18 protein-coding genes are annotated in these 24,912 nt (G+C 54.2%); 10 read left to right on the top strand and 8 right to left on the bottom strand.

Annotated elements, in window-relative coordinates; genetic code table 11:
- Nucleotides 1–378 precede the first annotated feature (378 nt).
- Both OSO_RS0118950 and OSO_RS0118955 read left to right on the top strand, forming a co-directional pair.
- Nucleotides 379–1,578, top strand: coding sequence for a DUF1559 family PulG-like putative transporter (locus OSO_RS0118950; protein ID WP_010584764.1), 1,200 nt, complete (start codon nucleotides 379–381; stop codon nucleotides 1,576–1,578).
- A gap of 64 nt (nucleotides 1,579–1,642) precedes the next feature.
- The gene (locus OSO_RS0118955; protein ID WP_010584765.1) at nucleotides 1,643–2,080 is read left to right on the top strand and encodes a transthyretin-like family protein; all 438 of its coding nucleotides are present in this window, start codon (nucleotides 1,643–1,645) and stop codon (nucleotides 2,078–2,080) included.
- Between the two features lie 826 nt (nucleotides 2,081–2,906).
- On the opposite strand, the gene OSO_RS0118970 is transcribed toward OSO_RS0118955, so the two are convergent.
- The 4 genes from OSO_RS0118970 to OSO_RS0118985 form a co-directional block, all read right to left on the bottom strand.
- Nucleotides 2,907–5,195, bottom strand: coding sequence for a penicillin acylase family protein (locus OSO_RS0118970; RefSeq protein WP_010584767.1), 2,289 nt, complete (start codon nucleotides 5,193–5,195; stop codon nucleotides 2,907–2,909).
- Between the two features lie 368 nt (nucleotides 5,196–5,563).
- Entirely contained in the window at nucleotides 5,564–6,388 is an 825-nt protein-coding gene (locus tag OSO_RS0118975; RefSeq protein ID WP_010584768.1) for a c-type cytochrome, read from the bottom strand.
- Between the two features lie 335 nt (nucleotides 6,389–6,723).
- Nucleotides 6,724–6,936: a hypothetical protein gene (locus OSO_RS0118980; protein WP_010584769.1), complete on the bottom strand. Its 213-nt coding sequence runs from the start codon at nucleotides 6,934–6,936 to the stop codon at nucleotides 6,724–6,726.
- Between the two features lie 91 nt (nucleotides 6,937–7,027).
- Nucleotides 7,028–9,115: a carboxypeptidase-like regulatory domain-containing protein gene (locus OSO_RS0118985; RefSeq protein ID WP_157605341.1), complete on the bottom strand. Its 2,088-nt coding sequence runs from the start codon at nucleotides 9,113–9,115 to the stop codon at nucleotides 7,028–7,030.
- A gap of 494 nt (nucleotides 9,116–9,609) precedes the next feature.
- Between OSO_RS0118985 and tnpA the strand changes: the two genes are divergently transcribed.
- Nucleotides 9,610–9,858, top strand: a complete 249-nt coding sequence (gene tnpA, locus OSO_RS0118995) for an IS66 family insertion sequence element accessory protein TnpA (protein ID WP_010584772.1) — start codon at nucleotides 9,610–9,612, stop codon at nucleotides 9,856–9,858.
- Between the two features lie 317 nt (nucleotides 9,859–10,175).
- Here tnpA and OSO_RS0119000 read toward each other — a convergent pair whose 3' ends face one another.
- The 3 genes from OSO_RS0119000 to OSO_RS0119010 all read right to left on the bottom strand — a co-directional run bounded on the left by OSO_RS0119000 (nucleotide 10,176) and on the right by OSO_RS0119010 (nucleotide 12,933).
- The gene (locus OSO_RS0119000; protein ID WP_010584773.1) at nucleotides 10,176–10,796 is read right to left on the bottom strand and encodes an FMN-binding negative transcriptional regulator; all 621 of its coding nucleotides are present in this window, start codon (nucleotides 10,794–10,796) and stop codon (nucleotides 10,176–10,178) included.
- A 169-nt stretch (nucleotides 10,797–10,965) separates the two neighbouring features.
- On the bottom strand, nucleotides 10,966–12,204 hold the full coding sequence (locus tag OSO_RS0119005; protein ID WP_010584774.1) for a putative sensor domain DACNV-containing protein: 1,239 nt from the start codon (nucleotides 12,202–12,204) through the stop codon (nucleotides 10,966–10,968).
- Between the two features lie 84 nt (nucleotides 12,205–12,288).
- Complete coding sequence (locus OSO_RS0119010) at nucleotides 12,289–12,933, bottom strand: TetR/AcrR family transcriptional regulator (RefSeq protein ID WP_010584775.1); 645 nt, start codon at nucleotides 12,931–12,933, stop codon at nucleotides 12,289–12,291.
- 251 nt (nucleotides 12,934–13,184) lie between these two features.
- On the opposite strand from OSO_RS0119010, the gene OSO_RS0119015 reads away from it, so the two are divergent.
- The 6 genes from OSO_RS0119015 to OSO_RS0119060 all read left to right on the top strand — a co-directional run bounded on the left by OSO_RS0119015 (nucleotide 13,185) and on the right by OSO_RS0119060 (nucleotide 22,004).
- A complete protein-coding gene (locus OSO_RS0119015; protein ID WP_010584776.1) occupies nucleotides 13,185–14,567 on the top strand; it encodes a GntP family permease in 1,383 nt (460 codons plus the stop codon).
- 302 nt (nucleotides 14,568–14,869) lie between these two features.
- A complete protein-coding gene (locus tag OSO_RS0119020; protein ID WP_010584777.1) occupies nucleotides 14,870–16,105 on the top strand; it encodes an SAM-dependent methyltransferase in 1,236 nt (411 codons plus the stop codon).
- A gap of 416 nt (nucleotides 16,106–16,521) precedes the next feature.
- Complete coding sequence (locus OSO_RS44180; RefSeq protein WP_010584779.1) at nucleotides 16,522–18,006, top strand: glycosyltransferase family 4 protein; 1,485 nt, start codon at nucleotides 16,522–16,524, stop codon at nucleotides 18,004–18,006.
- Between the two features lie 630 nt (nucleotides 18,007–18,636).
- On the top strand, nucleotides 18,637–19,749 hold the full coding sequence (locus tag OSO_RS0119050; protein ID WP_157605342.1) for an RMD1 family protein: 1,113 nt from the start codon (nucleotides 18,637–18,639) through the stop codon (nucleotides 19,747–19,749).
- Nucleotides 19,750–20,015: 266 nt separating this feature from the next.
- Nucleotides 20,016–20,966: an amidohydrolase family protein gene (locus OSO_RS0119055; RefSeq protein WP_010584782.1), complete on the top strand. Its 951-nt coding sequence runs from the start codon at nucleotides 20,016–20,018 to the stop codon at nucleotides 20,964–20,966.
- Nucleotides 20,967–21,053: 87 nt separating this feature from the next.
- Complete coding sequence (locus OSO_RS0119060; protein WP_193378345.1) at nucleotides 21,054–22,004, top strand: nitrilase-related carbon-nitrogen hydrolase; 951 nt, start codon at nucleotides 21,054–21,056, stop codon at nucleotides 22,002–22,004.
- A 209-nt stretch (nucleotides 22,005–22,213) separates the two neighbouring features.
- Here the strand turns inward: OSO_RS0119060 and OSO_RS0119065 are convergent, their stop codons facing one another.
- A complete protein-coding gene (locus tag OSO_RS0119065) occupies nucleotides 22,214–22,561 on the bottom strand; it encodes a hypothetical protein (RefSeq protein ID WP_157605343.1) in 348 nt (115 codons plus the stop codon).
- A 634-nt stretch (nucleotides 22,562–23,195) separates the two neighbouring features.
- Here OSO_RS0119065 and OSO_RS0119070 point away from each other — a divergent pair.
- Nucleotides 23,196–24,680: a Gfo/Idh/MocA family protein gene (locus OSO_RS0119070; protein WP_010584785.1), complete on the top strand. Its 1,485-nt coding sequence runs from the start codon at nucleotides 23,196–23,198 to the stop codon at nucleotides 24,678–24,680.
- Nucleotides 24,681–24,912: the final 232 nt, after the last annotated feature.

Genomic DNA, 24,912 nt, shown 5'->3' on the forward strand with positions numbered 1-24,912 from the left:
TATGTGGGCCACGAGTTCATCAGTGTGTCAATTTATGTCCGAGTCTCCTCAAAACCCATCTTGATGACAAATTTGAAAGATTCGCATCGCCGTCATGAGTATCTCGCGATTTTCAGTTTCTCAAGCACTTCGCGTCAAATCGATCGATAGCGACCACCCAAGGTGGATCGATCTCCTGGGCGGTGAAATATTCCGCCTCACTGAGGAAACGTTCACCAATAACGGAGTACGTCATTCGAATCTTTTGAATGAAGATTCAGGGTTTGATCAAAAACATTGCATGTCAGTTGGGTGGTCCAGAATTCGCATGCATGACGCGCGATCGTCTTCGAATCACCTGATTGTACAGTTCGACCATGAACACGCTGGAGCCTCGTGATGAACTCAAGGTATCGACCCCAATCGAATCGATTCCGCCACGATCGCGTGAAACATTCGAGAGGCGTTCATGTTGTCTCACGAGATGGATTTACATTGATTGAATTGCTGGTTTCCATCGCCATCATCGCAGTACTGATTGCGCTGTTATTGCCGGCGGTACAACAATCGCGAGAAGCGGCGCGGCGAGCACAATGCAAGAATAATCTCAAGCAGATCGGAATTGCTCTGCACAATTTCCATGACACTTTTGGATTTCTTCCAGGACTCGCCCTCTGCGGCTCTGGGCCTGAAGATCTGAACCCAGGAATGCAGAATATTTGGTTTCAGTTTCGCCATACTCCTCCGTCCGTTTATCTCCTTCCGTTCTTGGATCAGTCCAATATCTTTAATGCCTGGAACATCAACAAAGCGGGGACCGACAACACAACTCCCGGTGTTGCCGGTGGAAAGACGAACATCCAGCTGGCAAATCGTCCGCTTCCCATTTTTACCTGTCCGTCGATGCCGGTGCCCGTCAACCCGGATTTCCCCTGCTGGTCCAGCTATGGATGGAGTCGAGGAAGCTATGGCATTCACGCCCCTCAGCAAACCGGCGATCTTTTCAATACCGCAACGAATACGACGTATGGCTGGAGTCATAGCGATGGCGTTTTCGTCACCGCATTTGATGGTGGCATGACGTATGATGAGGGCAAGTCTTTGTCGAACGCCAATGTTCCACTCATTGCTGCAGGCACTCCGCAATGGAGAGAGCACAGCATGAACAAGCAGAGTTTTCGTAACATCACGGATGGCCTTTCCAACACGCTTGCGGTTGGCGAGTTGCACACGATTAGCAAAGGGTACACGACGAAGACCGTCAACGGAGTGACGGTTCCAGAAACGGCAGGGAGCGGCCCCACCGCATGGGGAGCGGATGGCGGTGACTATTTCTGCGAAGGGACGATGAATATCCGGATCAATACATTGACTGTCGACAATGCGACGTCCCGATACTACGCACGCGGCAATCTGGACCCGGCATGGTTGGCAACAACAATCTTGAGTCCGCTGTTTTCGTTCCGTAGTACGCATACTGGTGGCTGCAATTTCCTCTCGTGCGACGGCTCAGTGGGCTTTGTGTCCGAGAACATCGACATGGTCCTGTACAAAGCGCGAGGGAGTCGTGCAGGCGGGGAATTAACAGGCGAAAACTAGTTTTCGACCAGCAATCGCGGGCACAATCATTCCCCATTCGATCGATCGAGCCAAGGGATTCGACATGACGTTTCGGCGGTTGTTTCCTTTCGGTCCTGCGATGATGGCGGTTATTGTCGCGTCAGGTTGTTCGAACTCGGAATTGATTCCACCCAAAACGGTTCCAGTAAGCGGGTCGGTCACATACAAAGGAAAACCGGCTGCTGGAGTACGCGTTAAATTCCATCCTCAGTTCAATATCGGGAAGTTGGATTTCGTCCCGTATGGAGAGACTGGAGCTGATGGCAAGTATGTCCTGAGCACCGGCAAGCCTGGCAACGGTGCCCCCAAGGGCGAATATCTGGTGACACTGGAAATGCCATACATCGGTGTCGATCCTCAAGACGGACTGGAGTCCGAGTTGGATCGGCTGAAGGGCGTCTACAGTGATCCATATAAAAATAACTGGACTGTCATTTTGAATGATGGAGAAAACGTGCTTGATCCGTTTCAGATTCAGTAACGCAGTCCGGTTGCCCTGCTGAAAGTTTGGCAACTCACGGCCAGATTGGGCATTCGCGATACGCCGTTCATCCCCCCGCTGCCGCTGAAGAAATCAGCAGCCGACACCACGGAATTGACATTACTCGTGCGGCACAATATGCGACGCTCTCGGACTAACTTCTGTCTTCTTGTCCTGACGATCCTTTGCGGTTGCCAGGAATCACCGCCTGCACCTGCATTTCGGGTGAAGGGGCGACTGTTCGTTGACGACCAATTGGCTGCGAAAGCCTGTATCGCGTTCTTTCCAATTGTTGAAGCAAGTTCGCCGAGTCGATGCTCTGTCGCGATGACACAGCGGGATGGCGCATTCGAGTTGACCACCTACACGATGCTCGATGGTGCGCCAGCCGGAGACTACAGAGTGACTGTCACCTGGCCGGATGACTCGATTCCAGCCGATGACTGTGAATGTGCCGATCCTCTGCTGCATGACCGACTGAGCGGAAAATATGCCGACCCTCGAACGACGTCTTTGCTTGTGACCCTCCTCCCGCGAGAAAATCACGTCAATCTGTGCGTGGAGGGAGGAAGACGGCCCGGAATGCAAGGATTCACGCCACCAAAGAGCCGTACGGATCAAACTCACTAAGGGTTCACCGTCGAACACCCACTTCGCGTTTCGCATTCTTAACGTTCTTTCGATCGCCTTTGAACTCAGACTATCGGGCCGCATTTGTTTTGGCCGCCTGCTGAAATCGGAGTGACCGGCAATTCGAAAATCCCAACGTCAGGGCGATTTCGACCTTAATCGGAACTTGCGTGCGTTGATTCAACAGTCGCTGGATTCATCGATTCAGCTCAAGCGAGAATTTTGCGTGAGTTGCAACTTCCTCTTTCGTAAACCAAGCGGGTTTGAAGCGGTGTGACGAATACAATTCGGCCTGATCGAAAAAGTGGCGGGATTTCCGTTCTCCGCTTGTGCCGAACGGCATCACGCTGACGCTGCGAACCGGGTCTGCGAATTCGACAGCTGACATGTATGAGGCTCCTACGACGGCGTAGCGTTGCGGTCGCAGGAGGGGGATTTCAGGCGTCGAATAGACCGTATGGATGATTCCAAGTGGACCGGGAGCTCCTGCAATCGGCAGACTGCGCTCGATATTGTTCACGAAGATTCCGGCACTCTGCACGTCCGGCTGGTCTGCAATGCGCTGCAGTCGATGTGCTTTCCCCCAGGGGTGCTTCCAGTCGCCGTAAAGGCCCTTGAGCTTCTTTGCCGCAATCTTCAGTGCCGTGAACCATTGCTGGCGATCCGTGTATTTGACTTTCAAGGTCTCGGCGGGATAGCCAAAGCCGTACAGTTCTTCATACCAGGCGACACACAATGTGGTTTGCGTCGAGTCTGAAGACGACTTGCAGTCCCAGTCGCTGAGATGGTCCATCAAGGGCGCGACTTCTTTCGCAAGTTCCGCGTCGGTTGTTTGAAGTCGCGTCCATTCTTCGCGAAGGTCTGGCAGTTCTGTTAGTGGCCAGTAAAGAGTTGTGTCGAAGGCGAGCACTTGAAGCTGTTCAAATGTGAGATCTTTTGCTTTTCCCAGTAGCAACCGTGACATTTTCGATCGCCGCATGTCGACATCGTGATCCTCAAGCATGTACTTGGGGACGTTTTCCGGTCGAGGGTCCTCGTCGGGGTTTCCAGTTGTCGTGTAGGGGGACGAATTACAGCTTTGCACAAAGCCGGACTTCGGATTGAGGAGTTGTGGCAATTGATCGAACGTATGTATTCCCTTCCACTCCGTGCGAGGATCGCTGCCGTCGACTGGTTGTGTCCAGTTGAATTGCGGATCTCGAATTGGGATCGTCCCGTTGTAGGCGTAGAAGATGTTTCCCGCTCGGTCGGCATAGACGACATTGAACATGGGAATCGCACAGTGGCTCATTGCCGATCGCCATTCTGCGAAATTCGTGGCCAGGATCATGCCCATCCCCTGGTCGACACGTTTCACGTCAAACAGCCCCGCTAATTGCACTGCCAGAAACGTCGTGTCGTTTTCCTTACTGACGATCGGACCGTGATGCGTCTTGCGAAACGTGATTAGCCGCTGAACCATTTTTCCACTTTGAACGACATTCACGATTTCGGTCCACTGGACGGCTTCACGATAGGCTCCATCAAATCGGTAATGGAGCGGTTCAGTGGCATCGTCGAACGTGACTCTCCAAGCATCAGCAACATCGGGACTGTTGACCGTATACGTCCAGCCGAGGTGCTCGTTGTGTCCAATCGTCGGAAACAGGTTTCCGAAAAAACAGGCGCCGCTGAAATTCAAGCCTTCATCACTGCGAACATGAACTTCGTAAAACTGCCCCATCCCGTACCAGGGTTGATGGGGATTCACGAACAGCATTGCCGATCCCGAGTGTGTCCTCGATCCGGCAATGGCCCAGGCGTTGGAGCCGATTGCGGCCTGAACTTCGGTCGCGAATCCTGTCACTGTGGGACTCTGGATGTCCCACGCGTGCGTGGCGGTGCGATGGTCATCAGCCATTTGCCTGTGGTGTGCAATTTCCAACGGACCACGGTCGGTTGGTCGTTTGACATGCAATCTGCGATAAAGAAAATCCAGGATCATGTGACGATCCATCGCCAGGACGTACCAAGGCTCAAAATGAGTGAGAAGGCGAGGCTTCGTCTCTGGGTGCGTCGCAAGGTATCGGTTAATCCCCTCGGCATAGGCCGACGCCATGAGCTGGTGGTTGGGTTTGAGCTTTTGAAAGTCTTCCTTGGAGCGTTGGGGAATTTCAAAGCTGCGGTTTAGAATGTCATTGGCCATTCCGGCATCACCAACCACTTCGGCATAACGGCCGAGCGAGCGCACGCAGGTCTCTTCCAACTGCCAGAAATAGTCTTCGGCTTGCGCGTAGCCCATGCCGAAGAACGTGTCGACGTGCGTCTTCCCATGAATATGGGCGACGCCCCATTCATCACGCTGGATGGTGACGTCCCCCAGTTGAACCGACTCCGCGAACGCAGGAACTGAGAAAATGACGATTGCGAAAACGATGACTCCGTTCGCAAAACCCGCGATATTCATCGTTGCCCGGACAGGTCGATCGATGTTGCGGATTCGCATGGTTTTCTCTCAATAGGTTATTGAATCGGCTTCTGTGTCGCACGAACGGGATTCAGGGGGAATTGTTACCGCGGGGCGGCGAAATGTCCGCAGACGTTTGGGCAGAAGGGCAGAGGATCGTTGGAACTGTTGGTGCAAGCCATCGCCTCCTCACCGAGCTTACCGTCGCATCTATGCACCGCGATATGCAGAACCCACTTCCGCAATTTCAACAGGTGGCCACTCGATCGAATACATGCGACTCCTACAAGGCACAATGGAATTGAGAAAAGGTTCCAGGAATCGTTCGTGTCCTTGGAACCTTTTCATGGCTCGCGAGACGAGATACTTTGTGAGACACACGATTGATCCGAATCGGCGGTCCCTCACTATTTCCCTTTGGGGGAGAAGATTTCCGACGGCGAGCTTGGTGGGAGATGTTCGCTCAATCGGAACTTGGGACGCTCATGAGAATTGATATAAGCGGCCAAGTCCAGGGCTTCCTGCTGAGTCAAGTCCGCCTCATCCAATGGCATGGCGACTTTCAGCCACGAGGCCAGCTGAGAGATGTTTGCCAGGCCGGCGCCGTCGTTGAATGACTGAGGCCCCCAAACTGGCGGATTTTCTTTCTGTCCTTGTCCATTCTCGGCGTGACATGTTGCACACCGGTCCAAATAGAGTTGGTGGCCACGCTCAAAATCGGCTTGAGAAACATCCACCTTGAGTTGCGGGACTGCGTGCGGACCAGCAGGGCGCTCCGCATTCATGCGGAGCGGATGGTCTGTGGACAGCCAGGTAATGTAAGCCGCAATCGAAATGGATACGTCACTCCCCAGCGGCGGGCGGATGCCATTACAACTTCTCATGAAGCAGTTGAGGATGCGGTCTTCGAGTGTAATGACGGATTTCTCCCGAGGCGACCATGCCGGATAGGCTGCTGCGACGCCGATGAACGAAGCGGCCTGCGGATCGGTACCATTTTTCAGATGACACGATGTGCAATTCAGCGAGTTGCCGACATATGGCTTGGTCCGCTCGTGGCTGGTGGTCTTTTCGACGAGTTCCTTTCCCAGACGAATCGCCTCTCCCAGCGGCCCTTCGGGAATCGTGCGATGCGTGCCAAGTGATTTTTGATCCTCGGCTTGTCCTACCCAGGCGAGGCGACTGAAGCCGACGAAAACTCCGCAAAGCAAAACGACAAATAGGCGTTTCATGTCGAAAGTTCCTCCATCTCTGAGGCGGTTCGACCGGTATTGGCAAGTGCATCTCGTCATGGAACCTTGAAGAACGACGCCCGTTCCGGGCTGTTATCAGAGGATCTGAAGCACTTCGGGGCCTCCGCGTCCGAACCACCCGAGAGGGCCTCACGATCGAGTCGCCGTAGCCCGCATCGAGCCTCCGCGATGCAACGACCTGTCGCATCTCCCACTGCGCGTTCCCCTTCATTTCAATGGACGTTTTCAATGAGTTGCGAAGACATCACGCAACGTCTGCAATGAATATGCGTCAGTGCAGCACCCGTAATCGGTGACCCATTTCCAATTGTACTTCACTCTTTTGGGGGCCAAAACTCCTTAAGGCGTCGGGGCGCATAGCGTCCCGTTTTGCTGTTGTCTCTTTTGGCCAGCTCTTCGCTGGGGTATGTCTGAGCTTCTTCGGGCTTAGTCGTTGGGTTTCCGATCGGATCGCGGAATGTGTTCGGGTTTGAATTGGGCTCGTGCAATACCCAATTCTCAATCTTATCATTGGATTCTTCCGTCATTTCGATTCTCCTCGCGATTGTGTGTGTGTGTGTGTGTGTGTGCAGGCCCACAAGAACTCGGCGCGCTCAAGACGAATACCTGTCGCACGGATTACTCAAATGGCCCAAGCGGTGGGGACTTGGTATCGACCTTGAGTACGAGTGGATCTTCGGATTCGATTTCTGCGTACCATTTCTCGTCGACAAATTCAGTCGGCGTTGGCCAGCGGCGATGGCTTACCTTCCAAAACTTGGGAGGATACGTGCTGGGATACCGTCCGTCGAATTGTCCTTCGGTGTCGATTGAGACTCCCGCAACACTATTCATAATCAACCACCGCTCCTTTCCTGGGATGTCGGGATAACCATAGATGGTACATTCCGACATCGGCTTGCCGCCCATATCGAAGACTTTTCCCGAGACTTTTTCCGTTGGAACGAATTCGATTTCTTCCAATTCATATTCATCGCCTGCTGGGACTTCAAAGACGCTGCCGTATCGGTCAATCCGATCACTCCACCATTCCTGAGAACTGTAGTCGTCTGCGGTCCAAGGGAGTCGTAAGACGATGGGACCTGGAGGCACCAATGTTTCAAACCGACCATGGCGATCGGTCTTGAGTTCGAGTGGACTTTCGAGATCCATGGGAGGCCGTGCCGATTGTCCGTAAATCATTTGGAAGTGGACACCGGGATGGCCCTTGCCCGTATCCGATTGAATGATTTGACCGCGTACGTGAACACCGTTCTCAATGGGAATTTCAATCGTCGTCGTTTTTCCTGCGAAGACATGGATGTTGACAGGGATTTGAGCTCGCAACGGCTGGTTCATTGGCAGGAATGGCTTGATGAACACGAGCCCCTCAGCCAGATTCTGAACTCGGAAACAACCATCCTCGTCAACTTTGACTCTCGCGACTGAATGGATTCCCACCTCGGGAACATTCTGCATCTTTGAATTTGTCGAGATCTCCAGAAACAAGTTTTTTGGAAGCACTTCTCTGCCTGCGACGAGTCGCCCCTTGAGTTCTCCAGTGTCCGGTAGGCTCCATTCGAAATGAGGCACATCGGCGGCAGGGCGAATATTCAAGAACAGATTTGAATCCAACCAGATCGGTGCGTCGTGCCCTGGAACTTGAATTTCGACTTCATTGATGGCTACAGGGATTACGTTCATCAACGTCACGAAACCGTCGTCGTCCGTCGTGCCACTGACAAGATGTGTCCAATCAACTGGTGTCAAAAACGGAACGCTCTCGTGCAACTTTTGCGAGGGGACCTTCACTTTGGCATTGGCAACAGGATTGCCCGCAGCGTCGGCGAGACAAATCGTGCCGCCCTCACAGGGCGTCAGCCATATTGGCGATTCAAAACCCGTTTGCTCGAATCGCTGTAGGTCACCGCTCGAATTCTCGCGGGAGGGTTGATATGTCTTGCCGTGGGCCCAAATCGCGACGAATGAATTCCGTTTCGCAATTGCGGATGGAACCTCGATTCGATATTGCCCGTCATCGTCTGTGATCGCGGTGGCCACGAATGGACCGCATTTTTTTGCGTAGATGCCGGAACGTGCGTCGACATCCACGATCTGCAAACCGACGAGTGCGCCAGGGATCGGCCTTTTGGTGACGCGATCAAACACCTGACCCGAGATCGTTTCGACCGGCATTCCCTTTTCTTCGTCTGCTTCCGAATGTGATTTCAGGACGATTCTAAACTTCGTGGTTCCCACCGGAATCCACTCCGTCCAGTTCGTTTCGAATCCAACGGCATTGATGGCAAAGACAAACAGATCACTCTCAATCGGGGGAGCGTCGAATGAGAACTCACCATTGACATTGGTGACGACCGGATCGCTGGGAAGATTCTCTCTTGTTTCAGAGTCAGGAGTGTTGGAATCAGCACGAGCGACCACTTTTAATTTGGCATTTGGTATCCCATCGCCTGCAAGATCGCGCACCGTGCCAGAGATCCGCATGTGCGAGGCAGCCTCTATTTGTCCGCCAGCGGCAGGTTCAGGTTGAGCTCCAGCACGACTCGAGTCTGCCGGCCCCGCTTGCGATTTGGCAAGCGTCCATTCGCTGGTTATTGCTGCGACAATGACTAGCGACGCAAGTCCGGCCTTCCACCACCCGAGCATCGATTGTTGACAGTGCGGGTGACGGTTGACGTGCGAACCAATCGATGAGCGTTGACGCATTTCGACTCCATTCCGATTTGCAATACGTCGGACAGCCACATTGGCATTCGTTGTCTGGACAAACTGTACCAAGAGACAATCACGCGTTCTATGTGCGCCGATTCATTCGATGAATGCGATCCGCTCGAGGACTCTATCGCCGTTCGAGAGCGAGACGAATCGTCTTGTCTCTCGAACGATTTGTCGGCGATTGCCATCAAGGCAACGCTCGGCAGGTCGACTTTGTTGGCGAGATGCCCCTTCAGCGAAAGGAAAGAATGCAAATCGCATGGTGATTCGTGCGAACCGCAATTCGTTTGGCTCTCTGCATTCCCGTTAGAAAACGTCGTTTCTGCTTGCATTTCAAAAGGATAAGTCGACTGAGGCCACTGTGGCACCAGTATTGCTTTCATCCTCGCATCGTTCTCGGGTTTTGAACGCGGAGAAGCCCCAATCAGGCAGCTCTCTCAGACTCGTCGGACTTCGGCAGCGGAATGCATTCACGGGAGGTGATCATGATTCAGAATCGATCTGATTGGGGAGCCATCGAGTGGCTTCAGACTCTTCATCGATACCGTTCATCGCACGCGACAGTCGCGGAGTTTTGCCAGCAGGAGGGCATTTCGATTGTCGCGTTCAACTACTGGCGAAAGAAGCTGGGAGGGATTCGGCAGGAAATTCCACTGGCAGAATCGTGCCATTTTGAGCGAACGATTCTGCTTCTCGCGCATGCCGACGCGCGGCTTGCGGAGAACATGACTTAGACATGTTCTCGGAGGCGTCAAACGGGCTGATGACGCCTTCATATTGGGATGCCTGTTGGTCCAACGTGGCGGCAGGGCCGTTTTGTTGTTGATTCGATCAAGGAGTGCGTCGGCTGGAAGTGTAGCTGGAGTGCGTCTTATGGCCGCCTTCAGGTGAGCGCCTATGCTTTCGGCCGACGACTCTTTGAGGAACGTGTTACCCCACTATCAACCGGGAATTGAGCTCGCTGAAATCGCTTGCCGCAATCTCCGTTGGATGTGCGATACCATTAGTGGCGTTCTTGGCAGTGACTTTCGGGCGAGCCAAAGACGCGATCTCATTGTGGCAAAGTTCGCTCCATCGCGCTTGCGATCGCTTCGGCGTCCTCGCCACCTCGAGCATGGAGCGCTGCAACCACCTTTTCTCGACGTTCGACAGGATGGTTTTGACTCAGCTTGAACTTGCCTTCAATCTTCGCAATTTCGATGCGAAAGCCCACAATTTGATCGAGTAGCGGCTTCACATATGAGGCTGACGAATCCAGCGACCAGGGCTGCGGTAGCGAAGACTCATAGACGGAAACGGAGCGCTGCACGATGTCCAGCAGCAAAGACGAATCCTCAATCAGTGTGACCTGACCATAGACGTGAACGGCAAGATAGTTCCACGTCGGTACGACGTTTTCGGCGTCATACCACGTCGGAGAAATGTAGGCGTGCGGTCCGCTGAACATCGCCAGAACTTTTTGGTTGGTGACGTGGTGCCAGTGAGGGTTTGCTCGCGCCACATGTCCGATCAACGTCCCATTTGGACCTGCCATTCGATCGAGGATAAACGGAAGGTGTGTGGCGAATGGATGGCCCTCGGCTTGGGAAACCAGCACTCCAAAGCTGTTTCGCTCGATGAATTCGTGCAACGTGGTAAGGTTGGTTTCCGCGAATGATCGGGGGATATACATGATCGCTGCTCTCGGCTGGCATGCTTGTTGGGTGTTTTCGATTCAACGACACCAAATCACGGGGCTGGGTTCGGCGATGGTCACCGATCACGGGCCAGCGGGAGGCGCCAGGCGCATTCTCATCGGCAAGGGGCTCGGTTGCGAATGCCTCAAACAGAACAAGCGTCGATCAAAGGAAGTCCGAAACGGTTCCCCATGCGTCAAGGTTCGTAAGGCGATAGGCTCGGGTGTCATCGTTGTAGAACGCCGACAGGTCGCCATCTTGGGAAATCACGAACGCAATCGCACCGGGAACCGCTCGTACAAACTCGGCAGCGGATCGGTGTCGCATGCCACTACTGAACCCGTCGTCGAGTAGGTTCCCCGTGACCGCATCGTGCAGTGGCAACGTGGGGACCGCTCCAGATATTTTTGCTCCGAATCCGTAAAGACACAATTCGCTGTCGAACAGAACGGCTCCGTCGGTTGCCGATAGTCGTCCGTACATTCGCGCGACTCGCAACAAATGTTCCCGTTGAAGGAGCCATTGTTTTCGGCCTTCAGCGAGGTTTTTACCCGAGCGCTGAGTTAACGTCACGATGGTGGTCTCGAAGGCGCGAAAGAGATTGCCGTCCGCACGAAACCTCGGTTCCACACACGAGCAATCACGTTGCGGAACGATCAGGAAGGCTCCGCCGTTCGGGGAATTGATGACATCCGCCATCATCGTTGCCCAAAGATAGAGAAATCCGTCGACAAGTAACTCCGCAGACAACCCCGGTATGCTCGCTCGCTCATCCAGAGATCGCTGAAAACGCTCGCAGAGTTGACGCACGCGAGCTCGAAAAGGAAGGACTGCTTTGTCAAAAGCGATTAACTCCCTGATCTTGTTTCCTCGCAGATGAAACACGGGGCCCGGCTGAATCGTGGCGCGAAGTTCTCCGGGTCCGTCCACGCGTACGGTCAGCGTTCCTTCCGGGAGCGAGCCTTCGTTAATTGCTTCAACATCGCCGCGGACGGAGTGTTCCCGAAAATCCAGGATTTGACAGGCGCTGAAACCTCGCCGTGCGTCGCCCACAATTCGGACGGCCGTGTTAGGATCGGAGATCGCGGGAGCAATTCGACGAATGGCTTCCACCGAATTCATGCTGGGCCAGGGGGCGTCGAATTCGACCGTGTGTCCAAACGTTTCATTGCCACAAATGGCTCGGAATTGGGGGTATCGACCTTCCTCGGGAATCAGGCTGGCATGATAGAGGAGCTTGATGAGTCGCAAGAGGTCATCAATACCGGCGACGTCTGCATCGAAGTATGGCATTAGCTTCGATGTCAGTTCTTCGGGCCCTTCGAAAGTGTCATGCGATGGTGGTTGATGATGTGCCTCATGGCGGTGGAATGTATTCGTCTCAGGTTTCCGCAGATGAGTCATATTCGATTTCCCGACACCACAGAGATTGGAAATTGTGAGACCAGTCGCGTTCCCATGTTGAACTGGGTTCAAATGACATCACCGTCATCCTGTCGAGCGAGGGCTTCGCCTGACGATTCCATTGAGCAGTAGCTCAATCGCGTGTTCGACGCGTTCAACGAGCTTGCTCGCATCTCCTTCGAAACAGCCTTTGACCAGGCATCCATAGAGGAGATCGCTGAAGGCGTCGGACACCGATGTGGCATCGCCCTTACGAAATTCGCCTCTCTTGATGCCGATCTCCATGATTCTGTCCAATCCCGCCCTGGCGTTCTGTCGAAACACCACTTGGAGAGGATTTTCCGCCTCGCGAAATTCGACCCGTTCCTGGATCATGATTTCTAAAAATGGCGGATTCTGCTGATAAAACTGAGCGCAGGCCCGGGCGATCCGATGCAACAGCTCCGCTGCGCCTTTGGCCTCGATGAAAGCCTCGATCGTGGGATGCTTGCCCAACTGATGAGACACAAACTCGCCGAGTTGCTCGATGCAAAACTGCGCCGTCGCCACGAAGAGTTGTGCTTTGTTTCCGAAGTGGCGGTAGACGGTTCCTTTACCCACATTCGCGCGATCGGCAATGACTTGAACGTCGGTGTTTCGAAATCCTTCCGCGGCGAACACGTTCACAGCGGCGGTCAGAATGACGCCGTGTGTTGCTGACGCTTTTGAAGTGGGATCTGTGTCATTCATCCATGCTACTCCCGCTCGCGCAATCGGACGGACGCGCCCGTCCGATTGATTTTGTAGCCCACTTGGAGCCATGCGTCAAGAACCCGTAGGAAGACGTGAAGCATTCGCTGCCTGTTGATATAAGGGACGCTGGCACTTTCGTTTTGACGATGCCATGGTCTTTTTGAATCGGTACGTCGCCCGTTCCCGCAATTTCAGCAAGCTGCGAATACCTCAGCACAAGAACGACGGGACTATCAGAGGTTTTCAGAATGCTTGGTGTCGTCGGGATTCTATTGTCGTTGTTTGTCTTGATGTTGTTGGCATATCGAAATCACAGCGTGATTGTGATCGCTCCGATCTGTGCATTGCTTGCCGTGGCGGTAGAGGGGGAGTTGCCGCTCCTGGCGACCTATACGCAAATTTTTCTGGAGAGTCTTGGCAAGTTCATTGTTCGATACTTTCCGCTGTTTCTGCTCGGGGCTGTGTTTGGCAAGCTGATGGAAGAAACCGGCAGCGCCGCATCGATTGCTCAGTGGGTCGTGCGATGGATTGGGGCCAGTCGCGCGATTCTTGCCTTGGTTTTGACGTGTGCAATCTTGACCTATGGAGGCGTATCATTATTTGTGGTGGTCTTTACGGTATTCCCGTTGGGTCTGGCACTCTTTCGACAAGCGAACTTGCCGCCCAGGTTGATTCCCGCTTCGATCGCGCTGGGTGCGTTCACGTTCACGATGACGGCATTGCCGGGGTCCGTTCAGATTCAGAATTTGATTCCGATGCCGTTCTTCAAGACAACATCATTCGCCGCACCAGGCATGGGGTGTCTGGCGGCTGCCATCATGTTTGCGTTGGGTATGTTGTGGCTAAGCCACCGCGGAAGGATGGCTGTACTGCGGGGAGATGGCTTTGGGGCTGGAATGCTTTCAGAGTCTCTTCAACCTGACGCGAAAACGACTTCGGCAATGTATCCATCTCTCACGGTAGCGCTGGCTCCACTAGTTTGTCTCGTGGTGCTGAATTTCGCGTTCTCTCAGGTGCTGGTCCCGAACTGGCAGGTTGACTATTTGGCCGAGAAGCGATTTGGAGCCACGAGCCTAGTGAAAGTACAAGGGCTATGGGCGACCATCCTGGCTATGTTGGGGGCAATCCTTTGCCTGGTGGCGATTCATTGGCGGCGAGGTCGTGAATTGAAGGAGATTGTCTCCCGAGGTGCGAACAGTTCTTTGTTACCGGTCTTCAACGCCGCTTCCGAGTTTGGATATGGTTCCACGATTGCGGCATTGAGCGGATTTGGATTGGTCAAGGAATGGATGGTGGGTATTGCACCGGCACATCCGCTGGTCTCGGAAGCGATTAGTGTCAATGTTTTGGCTGGAATTACGGGTTCGGCTTCGGGTGGACTTAGCATCGCCCTCGAAGCATTGGGGCAAACGTACTTTGAACGGGGATTAGCGGCAGGGATCAGCCCCGAGGTCATGCATCGCGTCGCGTCGTTGTCCTGCGGCGGGTTGGACACGCTTCCGCATAACGGAGCGGTTATCACTCTATTGCTGATCTGTAACGCCACTCACAAAGAGTCGTATTGGGACATCGCCATGGTTTCGGTCGTCGTTCCGATGGTTGCCACGATTGTCGTGATTGCACTCTCGTAGACGCAACGTCGACAGGCCGCTTGTGACACGCCATGCCTTGGTAAGTTGACGTTGAATCTGTCCTCGCGAGGCATTTCTGGGGCGGTCCCGTTTCCTTTGAGCAGAAGGATTGAGCCCTGCGCTTTCCCTCTTCAATTCTGTCGCGATCTCCAGATCGGGGTTGACCGTAATTGATTTGGTGTTCATTGTTTGACGCGCCTCGAGAGTGATTTCGTTCTCGTGGTCAATTGCCGTTGACGCCTCGCTGCTCGGTTGCGGACTACGCTTCGTAGGATCAAGCCTGCTGTTCGTGAAGGACTCACATGAAACTTCTATCGACCTTGTTGCGGCGATTTATCCAAAGCGGAACACTGCGCGTTTATGACGCCGACGGCAGACTGCACACGTTTTCGGGAACGCTGGCAGAGCCCGTGGTAACAATTCGACTGCACAACAAGTCGCTTTACACAAAACTCTTTTTTAACCCCGAGCTTTACGTCGGCGAAGCCTACATGGATGGCGAACTGACGTTTGAAGAAGGATCGACCTGCTTCGACTTCCTGAACCTTTTCTCGAACAATCGAACCGGGCTCACTTCGCATCCTGTCCAAAGTGTGTTGCGGCGTGTCTGGCGAGGGCTTCGACGATTTCAGCAACACAATCCCATCGGCAAGGCACTGAAAAACGCGGCGCATCACTACGATTTGTCGGACGAGTTCTATCGACTTTTTCTTGATGAGGACATGCAGTACACGTGCGCCTATTACTCCAGTCCTGACGATACGCTCGAGGAAGCTCAACTCAATAAGAAGCGGCATGTTTGTGCGAAGCTGAAGATTGAAGATGGAATGAAAATTGCCGAACTGGGGTGCGGCTGGGGCGGATTAGCGCTGCACATCGCTCAGATGGCGGATGTGGAAGTCACCGCGGTCAATCTTTCGATTGAGCAGATTCGCGTAGCACGTGAACGAGCAAGGAGATTGGGGCTTGAGGATCGAGTCCACTTCAAGCATATGGACTACCGCGAGCTGACAGGAAAATACGATCGTGTTGTGTCGGTGGGCATGCTAGAGCATGTTGGCCTCGGACACTACGACGAGTTCTTTCAAAAATTCCGCAGCCTGCTCACGGAAGATGGAATTGGACTCGTCCACAGCATCGGGCGCAACGCGCCCCCCGGCTCAGCCAGTCCGTTTATCCGCAAATACATTTTTCCAGGGGGATACGCCCCGTCCTTGTCCGAGATCTTCGCTCCGGCCGAACGTCAGCGGGTCTGGGTCGCCGACTGCGAAATTCTGCGATTGCACTATTACTACACGCTACGCGACTGGCGCGCTCGGTTCATGGCAAATTGGGAAAAGGCGGCGTCGATCTACGATGAGCGCATGTGCCGGATGTGGGAATTCTATTTGATCTCCGCGCAACTGGCATTTTTGACGGGCTCGGAGATGGTGTTTCATCTCGTGTTGGCAAACAAACGCGACGCCGTACCGATTGTGCGAGATTATATGATCGACGATGAACGTGAAGCGAGGACGCTTGTCTCGCAATACCGATGACGGATCGCCGAACCGAGCACCTATTCAGCCGTTGGCCGCGTCGATTCCAAGCGGTCAACGGCTTTGCACTTAATTGCGACTTGAGCGTTGATGACCATTACGCTGCGGTCGGCGAAACCGACGAGTCGCGACAACTTCCCTCTGAGTCATCCCAGAGTTATGTCAATGACTAAGACTGTCGCTGAACAGTCACCATGAGCCATCGTGACCTTAACGCGCGGCATGGATCTCGTGCACACACAACCATGCTCCAGTTCTCTGTCTGGCGGATGCTGCGACGCCGGACACGGCGATCGTGTTCCACGGTACCACCCCAGTGAAATGCGAGATTGCCGGTTGTAACGAATCTGCCGACAACACGGCGCAAATCGACCGGGTTGCGCATTTTGGTCGATAGCAGTTCGGCGAGGCACTGCATGGCATCCGCATTCGATGTGCCTTCTACGGCCATCCCACGAAGGACCACGAAGTTGCAACTTGATTTGTTCGCACCAGACGCTCCGTCGACGACCGCTTTGAGCCAAGATTCTGGACCAGTCTTCGGCTTCATCCTGGTGGGGGGGACTCTGGTCGGGGCGCAGGTTCGCGACATTCGCCTGGCGAATGAATTGGCACGACGCGGCTATCAAGTGCATGTCTGGTGGGCGTTTGACAGACCCAGTGTCTCTCCACTCGATCCGCGAATCACACAACGCTGGCTGTTCGGCTGGTCACGCTATGCGCCTTGGGGAACACCAGCCGTCGCGGATACGCTCTCGCGATCGATGTACCACGTGTCGTCCGAGAGATTTCGAGCCTTGATTGCCCAGACGGTGCCTGGCTTCATTGGTCGGCAAGTTCGATTTGTCTTGAAGGCGGTTTGCCGAGGTGTGGAACACGATCGGCATTTGATCGAGCGGTTCGCTCGCGAACTCGTTCAGACGAAAGTGACCCACTTACTTCCCAACATCGAAATCCTCGCTTGTTTTGCTCGAGCCGCTCGGAACTTGATCCCTTCTCGTCCGCGTTATCTGGTCACGTTTCAGGGTTATGAGGTGTATGGCAACTACGCACGCGACGCGGGGATCGAGCAGCCATTTTACGATCGACTGGCCGAAGTGACGCGAGACTCGGATTGGCCTGCCGTCGTCGTCAGCGATGCCTATGCGTCGCGCATTGAGCGAGAAATTGGCCTCGATGCACGACAACTTGCAACAATTCCGCCCGGAGTCCCTGTTGGGGATGTCGTCGACCGTGATGCCGCTCAAAAAATGGTCGCGTCACACTTTCCGAGCTATCGCCCCGACGTGCCACTGGTCACCTATCTCGGCCGCCAAGACTCAGAAAAAGGCCTTGACCTTCTGATGTATGCGGTACGGATGTTGAAGCATCGTGGAGTTAATTTGCAGTTCGCCATCTGTGGCCCAACAGCGTTTGGGGGAACCTATTCGGTGGCCTGCCGCCAGATCGCAGAGCATTTGAGACTTAATGTCCTCTCTGCGGGCTTTGTCTCAAACGAGCTGCGATCTGCCTTGTTCCGAACGAGCCGAGCGGTGGTGTATCCATCGATTCATGAGGAGCCGTTTGGGATGGTTCCAGTCGAAGCGATGGCACAAGGAACGCCAGTCCTGGTACCGGACGTGGGAGGGATTGCGGGAGTTGTCGCGGCGGCCGGCGCTGAAGGAGGCTTACGTTTTGGCTGCTGGGATTCAGGATCACTCGCCAACCGGTTGGAGCAACTACTGAACGACAACGCCTGTCATGCCAGGCTGTCGCGCGGTGCCCTGCATGTCGCCGAGCACTTTTCGGTTTCCAAACTCGGCGAACGGGTGCTGTCCCATTTGGATCTGCCCGCATTTTCGTCCGAACGCTCTCCGAACAGTCTCCCATTTCAAAGTCAACAAGTCGAAGCCGCAGCCTAATCCGCCGCACATCGGACGAATCAAAACCGAAGGTCTGGATGCGCGACATTGGGATGTCAACTTCGGCTCCAATCGTCAATGCGGTGGGACGCGATATCTGATTCGCCGATACCCAAGCAAGGGCGCGTACTGCCTGCCAAGATGCACTCATCAAATACACCGACCGACTTCGATCCGGGCAACGACACTGAATTGCCGGGCGTCCTCCAGAATCTCTTCGGGGAGCACCTGGTGACGGAAGATGTCGGCAAGCATCCTGATGCCGCACTCGATGCAATCCTCCGTGTGTTGCTGTCCCGCTGATATGCTGCCGCTTCTAGCTGCGAGCCGAACTACGGCTGAGCTGAATGGTCGGTTCACCGAGAGGCGATCGCCAGTCAGGCATGTCGCAGCAGGATGTTCATCGAGTTGCCTTCGGCTTTCAACGAAAACGCATTTCGATGAATTCGATGAAGAAGTCGCGAAATGGATTCTCTCATCGCGTCTCATGGCGGGTGACAACGCACGCATTGCGAAGAACAACTGACGGTCCAGCCCATGTGGCCAAGCAGATTTGTTCGGGCATGGTCGGAAGGCTAGAATTGCCAATGTGCAAATGTCGAATCACGCCGATCAAATGAGAGCTCACGCTTGTCTGATACCTTGCCCACTGAAACGATGCCTTCGTTTTCCGGCATCTTGCATTGCTTCGTCGCGTTTGACTGGGGTGAGGAAGTCGACCTTGGAAAAGCACGGCAGCTTGTTCCAGCTCAGGTTCACAATCTTCCCCGCAAGTCGCGAACTCCGGCGTCGATTGCGTACCAGTCACCGCCGCTTCGGTTCGACCTGAAGCCCTCGACGCTTGTCCTTCCGGTACTTGGGCCGATTCAGGTTGAAACTGACCTCATGCTGTTCGACTTCGGAGCCGTTAGCGTCAGGTTGCAGCTTCCCTTTCATCTCGTGGCAACGGAATTGGCGCGACTTGCGGGGGCGTTGTCCGATCCTTCGATTTTCGTTCAGGCCGCACGCGCAGCATCGGAGTCGACGTACAATCAACTCCTGCCCGCGATTGACCATCCGCACTGGATTGATCTGAGCGAAGAGTATTTCGTTTTCCAGATATTTCCCGATGCAGAGACGCCAACTCCGGCTCAATTGCTGCAAAGATATCCTGGCTGGCTAGCCGGACTGGTCAGGCTCGAATCTGCACCGTTGAGCGACAGCGAAATCGCTGAAGCGCTACGCTGTCAACTCGGATATAGTCCACAGGATCTGATCGTGACCGACTGGACCGCAGCCGTCGCATTTGACCACGACTGTGGCGAGATTCTTGAGACATTGGCGTTTGCGAATCTGCAACTTCTGGAATTTCGGCATATCGATAACCGTCTCGACGAACGGTTGAAAACCGCCTATGGACTGATCCAACAGCTCGCGCAAACCAACCGCCCGGTCTGGCAAAGGCATGCTCGAAGTTTGCGAGATTTGGGAGCGTTGAAAGTCGAGGTCAACCTCATGTTCGAAAAGGCCAGCAATGCCTTGACCTTGGTGGGCGACCCCTATGTGGCTCGTGTTTACCATCAGGTTGCCTCCCGGTTTCACCTCGACGAATGGGGACAGAACATTCGTCGGTCGATTGCAGTCCTGGAAAGCATCTACCAGGTCGTTTCCAATCAGGCCGGGAGCTACCGAACGGAGATGCTCGAAATCGCGGTCGTGCTTCTAATTGTGATCGAAATTCTCTTGGCGGTCTTCGCTCACTGAATTCCCCGCACGTTTCTGGATCGAGATCCGCGAACTTTGCGGGCCGGCAATGACGCACGCGGCAATAGTCGGGCTAACCGTATCTTGGTAAATTGGGCGGATGCTCAATCCGCGATGAATTCACTCTGAGTCAACGTATCGGCTTGTGAAAATATGGGGAAGGGCCTTGGTCTTCACAACGTCATGGCGTTTTTGAATCCGTGCGGAGCTAGTCACCGCTAGTTCAACTGATTGTTATCTCAACGAATCCAAGATCAGGATCACGAATGTCCGATCGCCTAAGCCTGAATCGCCGCCAACTTCTGTCTGCCAGCATTGCTGTCATGGGGGGACTGATGACGACCACATTATCCGCGGCAGACTCTGAATTGCCTTGGATTGACGCGCACTCGCACATTTGGCCGCCGGAGACAGACGCATTTCCGCTCGCGGCTGGACAGACCAAAAGCGACCTCAAGCCGGCCAGTTTCACCGACGTGGAATTGATGGCCATTGCCCGACCGGAAGGAGTCGGCCGGGTCGTGTTGATCCAGCATTCCATCTATCACCTGTTTGATAACTCGTACCTGATCGACGCGGTGAGACGGCATCCCAAGCTGTTTCGCATTCAGGGCATGGTCGATGATCACGCGACACGCCCCGGTGAGGCAATGAAAAAGTTACTGCCGCAAGGTGTGACAGGGTTTCGTATCACGCCCTTTATTCGCAAACCGGAAGAAAGGCAGAAATGGCTGGAAACTCCAGGGATGATTGAGATGTGGAAGACTGGAGCGACGACGGGACAGGCGATGTGTTTGCTTATCGACGCCGCAGATCTGCCGTCCACCGACCGGATGTGCGAGCAGCATCCCGACACACCTGTTGTGATCGATCACTTTGCCCGGATTGGTGTCGATGGCGAGATGCGTGACGTCGACATTTCAAATTTGTGTCGACTGGCTCGCCACAAACACACAAACGTCAAGATTTCGGCATTCTACGCGCTCGGCCAAAAGAAGCCCCCTCATGATGAACTAATTCCGATGATCAAGCGATTGTTTGACGCGTTTGGTCCACAGCGACTGATGTGGGCCAGCGATTCGCCATATCAGATTCAGGGTGTGAATCGCTACAAGGCATCCATCAGCCTCGTACGCGATCGCCTCGATTTCATTTCTAACGAGGACCGCGAGTGGTTGCTGCGCAAGACGGCAGAGCGAGTGTTCTTCTATGCATGACCGAATGGACGTCTGCCATCGCTCAATAATGTGGAGTCAGCAAATGAGGTCGCCGTACTGGTCGCAGATCATCCGTCTGGGAGCGAAATGATGGCGAGTCAGCAATCTACTGTGGGACAAGCACGCGTCGCCGTGGTGCAGGCGTCTCCTGTATTATTCGACACGCCAAAGTCACTCCAGAAGCTTGCGGGCTTTGCCGCAGATGCTGCCCGCAAGGGAGCAGAGCTTGTCGTCTTTCCTGAGGCCTTCATCGGTGGCTACTACAAAGGGCACGATTTCGGTGTCAGCATGGGGCTGCGAACGTCGGATGGTCGTGATGAATTTCGTCGGATCTTTGAGAATGCGATTGACGTCCCTGGCAACGACACGCAGCTCATTGGTCAAGTTGCCCGCAAGCATGCCGTTCACCTTGTTGTGGGGGTGATCGAACGAGACGGAGGCTCGCTCTTCTGTACGGCACTCCTCTTTGGCCCTGAGGGGACCTTGCTTGGCAAGCACCGCAAATTGATGCCAACCGCGATGGAAAGGGTAATCTGGGGCAGCGGAGATGGCTCAACGCTTCCCGTTGTGGATACGAAGCTCGGCAAAATCGGCTCGGTGATCTGCTGGGAAAACTACATGCCTCTCCTCAGGACGGCGATGTATGCCAAAGGGATCGAGTTGTACTGCGCCATCACGGTCGATGATCGCGACACCTGGTTGCCTACGGTCACCCACATCGCCCTTGAAGGACGATGCTACGTGCTATCAGCCTGCCAATTCCTTGAGCGAAACGATCTTCCTTCCGGTTACCCGGCGGGGCGATTCCCGGAATCCCAAAAGGACTTGATCCGCGGCGGAAGCTGTATCATCGGCCCATTGGGGCAGCTCCTGGCGGGTCCGATTTTTGGCGAAGAGAGCATTCTGACGGCCGAAATTCATCGAGCGGAATTGGCTCGAGCTAAATTCGACTTTGACGTGGTAGGTCACTATTCCCGACCGGATGTCTTCCAACTAGACGTGAACGAACAGCCCATGAAATCGGTTCGGTTTCGTTAACGCGCGAAGACGCACAACCGCCTGTTCCAATGTGCCTTAACAGCCTTTGGGGGCAGGGAGGAGGGGCGCCATGGTCTTCACGATGTCATGGCAGTTTTTGAATCTGGGCGGAGCAATCGCGCGGTATTTCAACAGACGGTTAACCGACGATTCTTTTTACCATCGACACGTTAGTCTATGGATTGACATCTGCTCATCGCCGCACAAAATCACTGCACCTGAAGCAACTTAATGACTTCGAGCGCCGCTTCTGGGCTGCCAACTTCACGGATGAACTTCGCGGCGGACTGAATCATACCGATGTCAATCGTTGTATTCGTGGCCGAGGCCGACTTTCGAATACCGACGTTCTTTCCTTGACGAGGCGAACCGATTCCAAGCTTCTTTCTGCCAGTGTAGTAGGCGACCGAATAGCTATTCTTGTTAATCTTAGCTGTCGGGTACTTCACCATAATTGCGTCGTTGACTTCCTGGCTGCTGAGCTTGGGGTTCTCAGTCAGGATCTCACGAATCGCTTCGGACATATTAAATTCTGCTGCAGCTGCCTTCTTAGCCATTGTCTATCTCCATTGAGTGTCGAGTTAAAGCGCGCATTAGAGATAACTTGTGTGTAGGAAGTCAAGGAGTATGGCATTCAACACAATTACGTTCCATTGGCCATATATAGTGAACAGCCCCCGTTTATCTGTATTAAAATTATTGATCGATTTATGGACACGCTCATCTCGATCTCAATTCCCTGTTGCGTCGTCTAACGAGGTCACGCGTCTCTCAATTTCACGGGTTTCCCCCCATCGAATCGTGGCGTCGCTGGTCTACTGCCGGCCGTCGCCCAACAGAAGACCAGCGACGAACATGAGTGAGGGGCCCCAATCTGTGATAAGGGCGATTGCGAAGGCGATGGCATCTGCCGTGAAAGCCCATGACGTGGAGTCGAACCAACGTGGTGATGCGCAAACAACGCCGCAATTCTCGCCGATAGCCCGACGGCAGGTGTCGCGGACCTGCTAATCCAGCCTGAATCTTCGACCTAGGGATGCACTTCGCGACGCAAGTTGCGTGTTCGTTAGGCTGCAAATTTTCCGGCCGCACGGTTACAATGTGAGCTTGCTTGGCCGGTTGACTGCCAATCTCGGGTTTAAGCCCATTACAGGTCTGCGGCATCACAGGAATGCTTCCAGGAGAGACTTCATGAGTGCAAAATCATCACGTCGCGAGTTCCTACAAAACACCTCCGCGATCGGAGCCGCCATTTTCGTCGGTGGAGCCGTCGATCTTCGCGGTCAGGAGCGATCGGCCAACGAGCAACTGAATGTCGCCTGCTTCGGCGTAGGCGGTAAAGGGGGCGGCGATTCGAACAACGCAGCAATGTTCGGAAATGTCGTTGCAATCTGCGATGTCGATCGAAACACGCTGGAATCCAAAGGAAAGGCTAAAGGGTTCGAAGCCGCAGAGAAATTTGTGGACTACCGGGAGCTGTTGGAAAAGTTCGGTAAGAAGATCGATATTGCCACGGTCAGCACGCCCGATCACATGCACGGCCCGATCACACTCGCAGCCATGCGACTGGGGATAGGCTGCTACACACAGAAGCCGCTGACGCGGACAATCTACGAAGCGCGACTCCTTGGCCAGGTCGCAAAAGAAACGGGCGTTTGCACCCAGATGGGCAATCAAGGGACCGCGCTCGATTCGTCCCGGGAAGCGATTGCCCAGATCAAGTCTGGCGTGTTGGGCACGTTGAAAGAAGTCTTCGCCTGGTCGAACCGACCTGTCTGGGCACAAGGCCCTGGTCGCCGCATGACGCTGGAAAAATTCATCGCTCAGGCGAAGAAGGATGATGCAGAAAATGCGGATAAGTTGATCGAAAAGAAGAAGGAAGAGATCGCCAAGGCGCTCGAACGCGTCGATTGGAAGGCCTGGTTGGGTGTTGCGCCTCCACGAGAGTTCTGGCCCGGCATCTACCACACGTTCCAGCATCGCGGCTGGTGGGACTTCGGCACCGGGGCACTGGGCGATATGGCCTGCCATCAATTGACAGTGCCCTTCGCTTCATGCGGATTGCGCGATCCGATTTCGGTGGTTGCCAAGTCCACGGGGCACGATTTTGATAGCTTCCCAGCCAGTTCGGTCATTCGGTTTGAGTTCCCCGAGACATCCGAACGACCTGCGATTCCATTCTGGTGGTATGACCGCAAGGGCAACAAGCCGCCGATGGAAGTCTTTGAAAAATACGGGATCACGAAGGTCTCGGACAGTGGCGTGCTGATTATCGGCGAAAAGGGTGCCTTCTATAGCACTGACGACTACTGCGGCAACTACGAGTTGAAAGGCGTCGAAAAGGTCAAAGTCGACTACGAGAAGGCCGAGGTCAAAGGCAACAACGACGTCAACAACATGTACGAGTTGTTCCGAGCGAAGCGTGCCGGCAATCCGATGATCTGTAAGTCGAATTTCATCGAGCGCGCGGGACCACTGACCGAAACCATTTTGCTGGGCAATCTCGCGGTGTGGGCCGCCGCCAATGGTGGAACTGAAGGCGCCATGGGCGAGTGGGGTGAAAAGGTTGAGTGGGATGCAAAGAATCTCAAGGTCACCAACCTTGCGGCATTGAAGACCCCACGTGTTGCAGACCTGATTAAGCCCGCCTATGCGGAAGGCCACCGGTTGGACTAGTGGCTGCTGCCGACCGCTGAAAGCAGCTCATGGTGTGTCTGCGCTTTTGCAATCCACGTTGTGAGCCGTAGATCTTCAACCGTAGTACAGCTTGCTGTACTACGGTTGTTTTTAAGTGTGTTGCTTCTGAAAAATACGTCGAATTCGGATTGGCCACTGCCTTCGTTGTGCGAGGTTGAAGTGACCAATCCATTCGGAAATTCGGGCAGAGTTCGCCTGGATTGCTTTAGGC

Source organism: Schlesneria paludicola DSM 18645 (genome assembly GCF_000255655.1).
GTDB lineage: Bacteria > Planctomycetota > Planctomycetia > Planctomycetales > Planctomycetaceae > Schlesneria > Schlesneria paludicola.

Coding starts and splice junctions, on each gene's coding strand:
- OSO_RS0119000 (WP_010584773.1), bottom strand. CDS start 10,796: ATGTATATCCCCCGATCATTCGCGGAAACCAACCTTACCACGTTGCAC.
- OSO_RS0118970 (WP_010584767.1), bottom strand. CDS start 5,195: ATGCGAATCCGCAACATCGATCGACCTGTCCGGGCAACGATGAATATC.
- OSO_RS0119060 (WP_193378345.1), top strand. CDS start 21,054: ATGATGGCGAGTCAGCAATCTACTGTGGGACAAGCACGCGTCGCCGTG.
- tnpA (WP_010584772.1), top strand. CDS start 9,610: ATGATTCAGAATCGATCTGATTGGGGAGCCATCGAGTGGCTTCAGACT.
- OSO_RS0119005 (WP_010584774.1), bottom strand. CDS start 12,204: ATGACTCATCTGCGGAAACCTGAGACGAATACATTCCACCGCCATGAG.
- OSO_RS0118950 (WP_010584764.1), top strand. CDS start 379: ATGAACTCAAGGTATCGACCCCAATCGAATCGATTCCGCCACGATCGC.
- OSO_RS0119070 (WP_010584785.1), top strand. CDS start 23,196: ATGAGTGCAAAATCATCACGTCGCGAGTTCCTACAAAACACCTCCGCG.
- OSO_RS0118980 (WP_010584769.1), bottom strand. CDS start 6,936: ATGACGGAAGAATCCAATGATAAGATTGAGAATTGGGTATTGCACGAG.
- OSO_RS0118985 (WP_157605341.1), bottom strand. CDS start 9,115: ATGCGTCAACGCTCATCGATTGGTTCGCACGTCAACCGTCACCCGCAC.
- OSO_RS0119020 (WP_010584777.1), top strand. CDS start 14,870: ATGAAACTTCTATCGACCTTGTTGCGGCGATTTATCCAAAGCGGAACA.
- OSO_RS0119015 (WP_010584776.1), top strand. CDS start 13,185: ATGCTTGGTGTCGTCGGGATTCTATTGTCGTTGTTTGTCTTGATGTTG.
- OSO_RS0119010 (WP_010584775.1), bottom strand. CDS start 12,933: ATGAATGACACAGATCCCACTTCAAAAGCGTCAGCAACACACGGCGTC.
- OSO_RS0119065 (WP_157605343.1), bottom strand. CDS start 22,561: ATGGCTAAGAAGGCAGCTGCAGCAGAATTTAATATGTCCGAAGCGATT.
- OSO_RS44180 (WP_010584779.1), top strand. CDS start 16,522: ATGGCATCCGCATTCGATGTGCCTTCTACGGCCATCCCACGAAGGACC.
- OSO_RS0118955 (WP_010584765.1), top strand. CDS start 1,643: ATGACGTTTCGGCGGTTGTTTCCTTTCGGTCCTGCGATGATGGCGGTT.
- OSO_RS0119055 (WP_010584782.1), top strand. CDS start 20,016: ATGTCCGATCGCCTAAGCCTGAATCGCCGCCAACTTCTGTCTGCCAGC.
- OSO_RS0118975 (WP_010584768.1), bottom strand. CDS start 6,388: ATGAAACGCCTATTTGTCGTTTTGCTTTGCGGAGTTTTCGTCGGCTTC.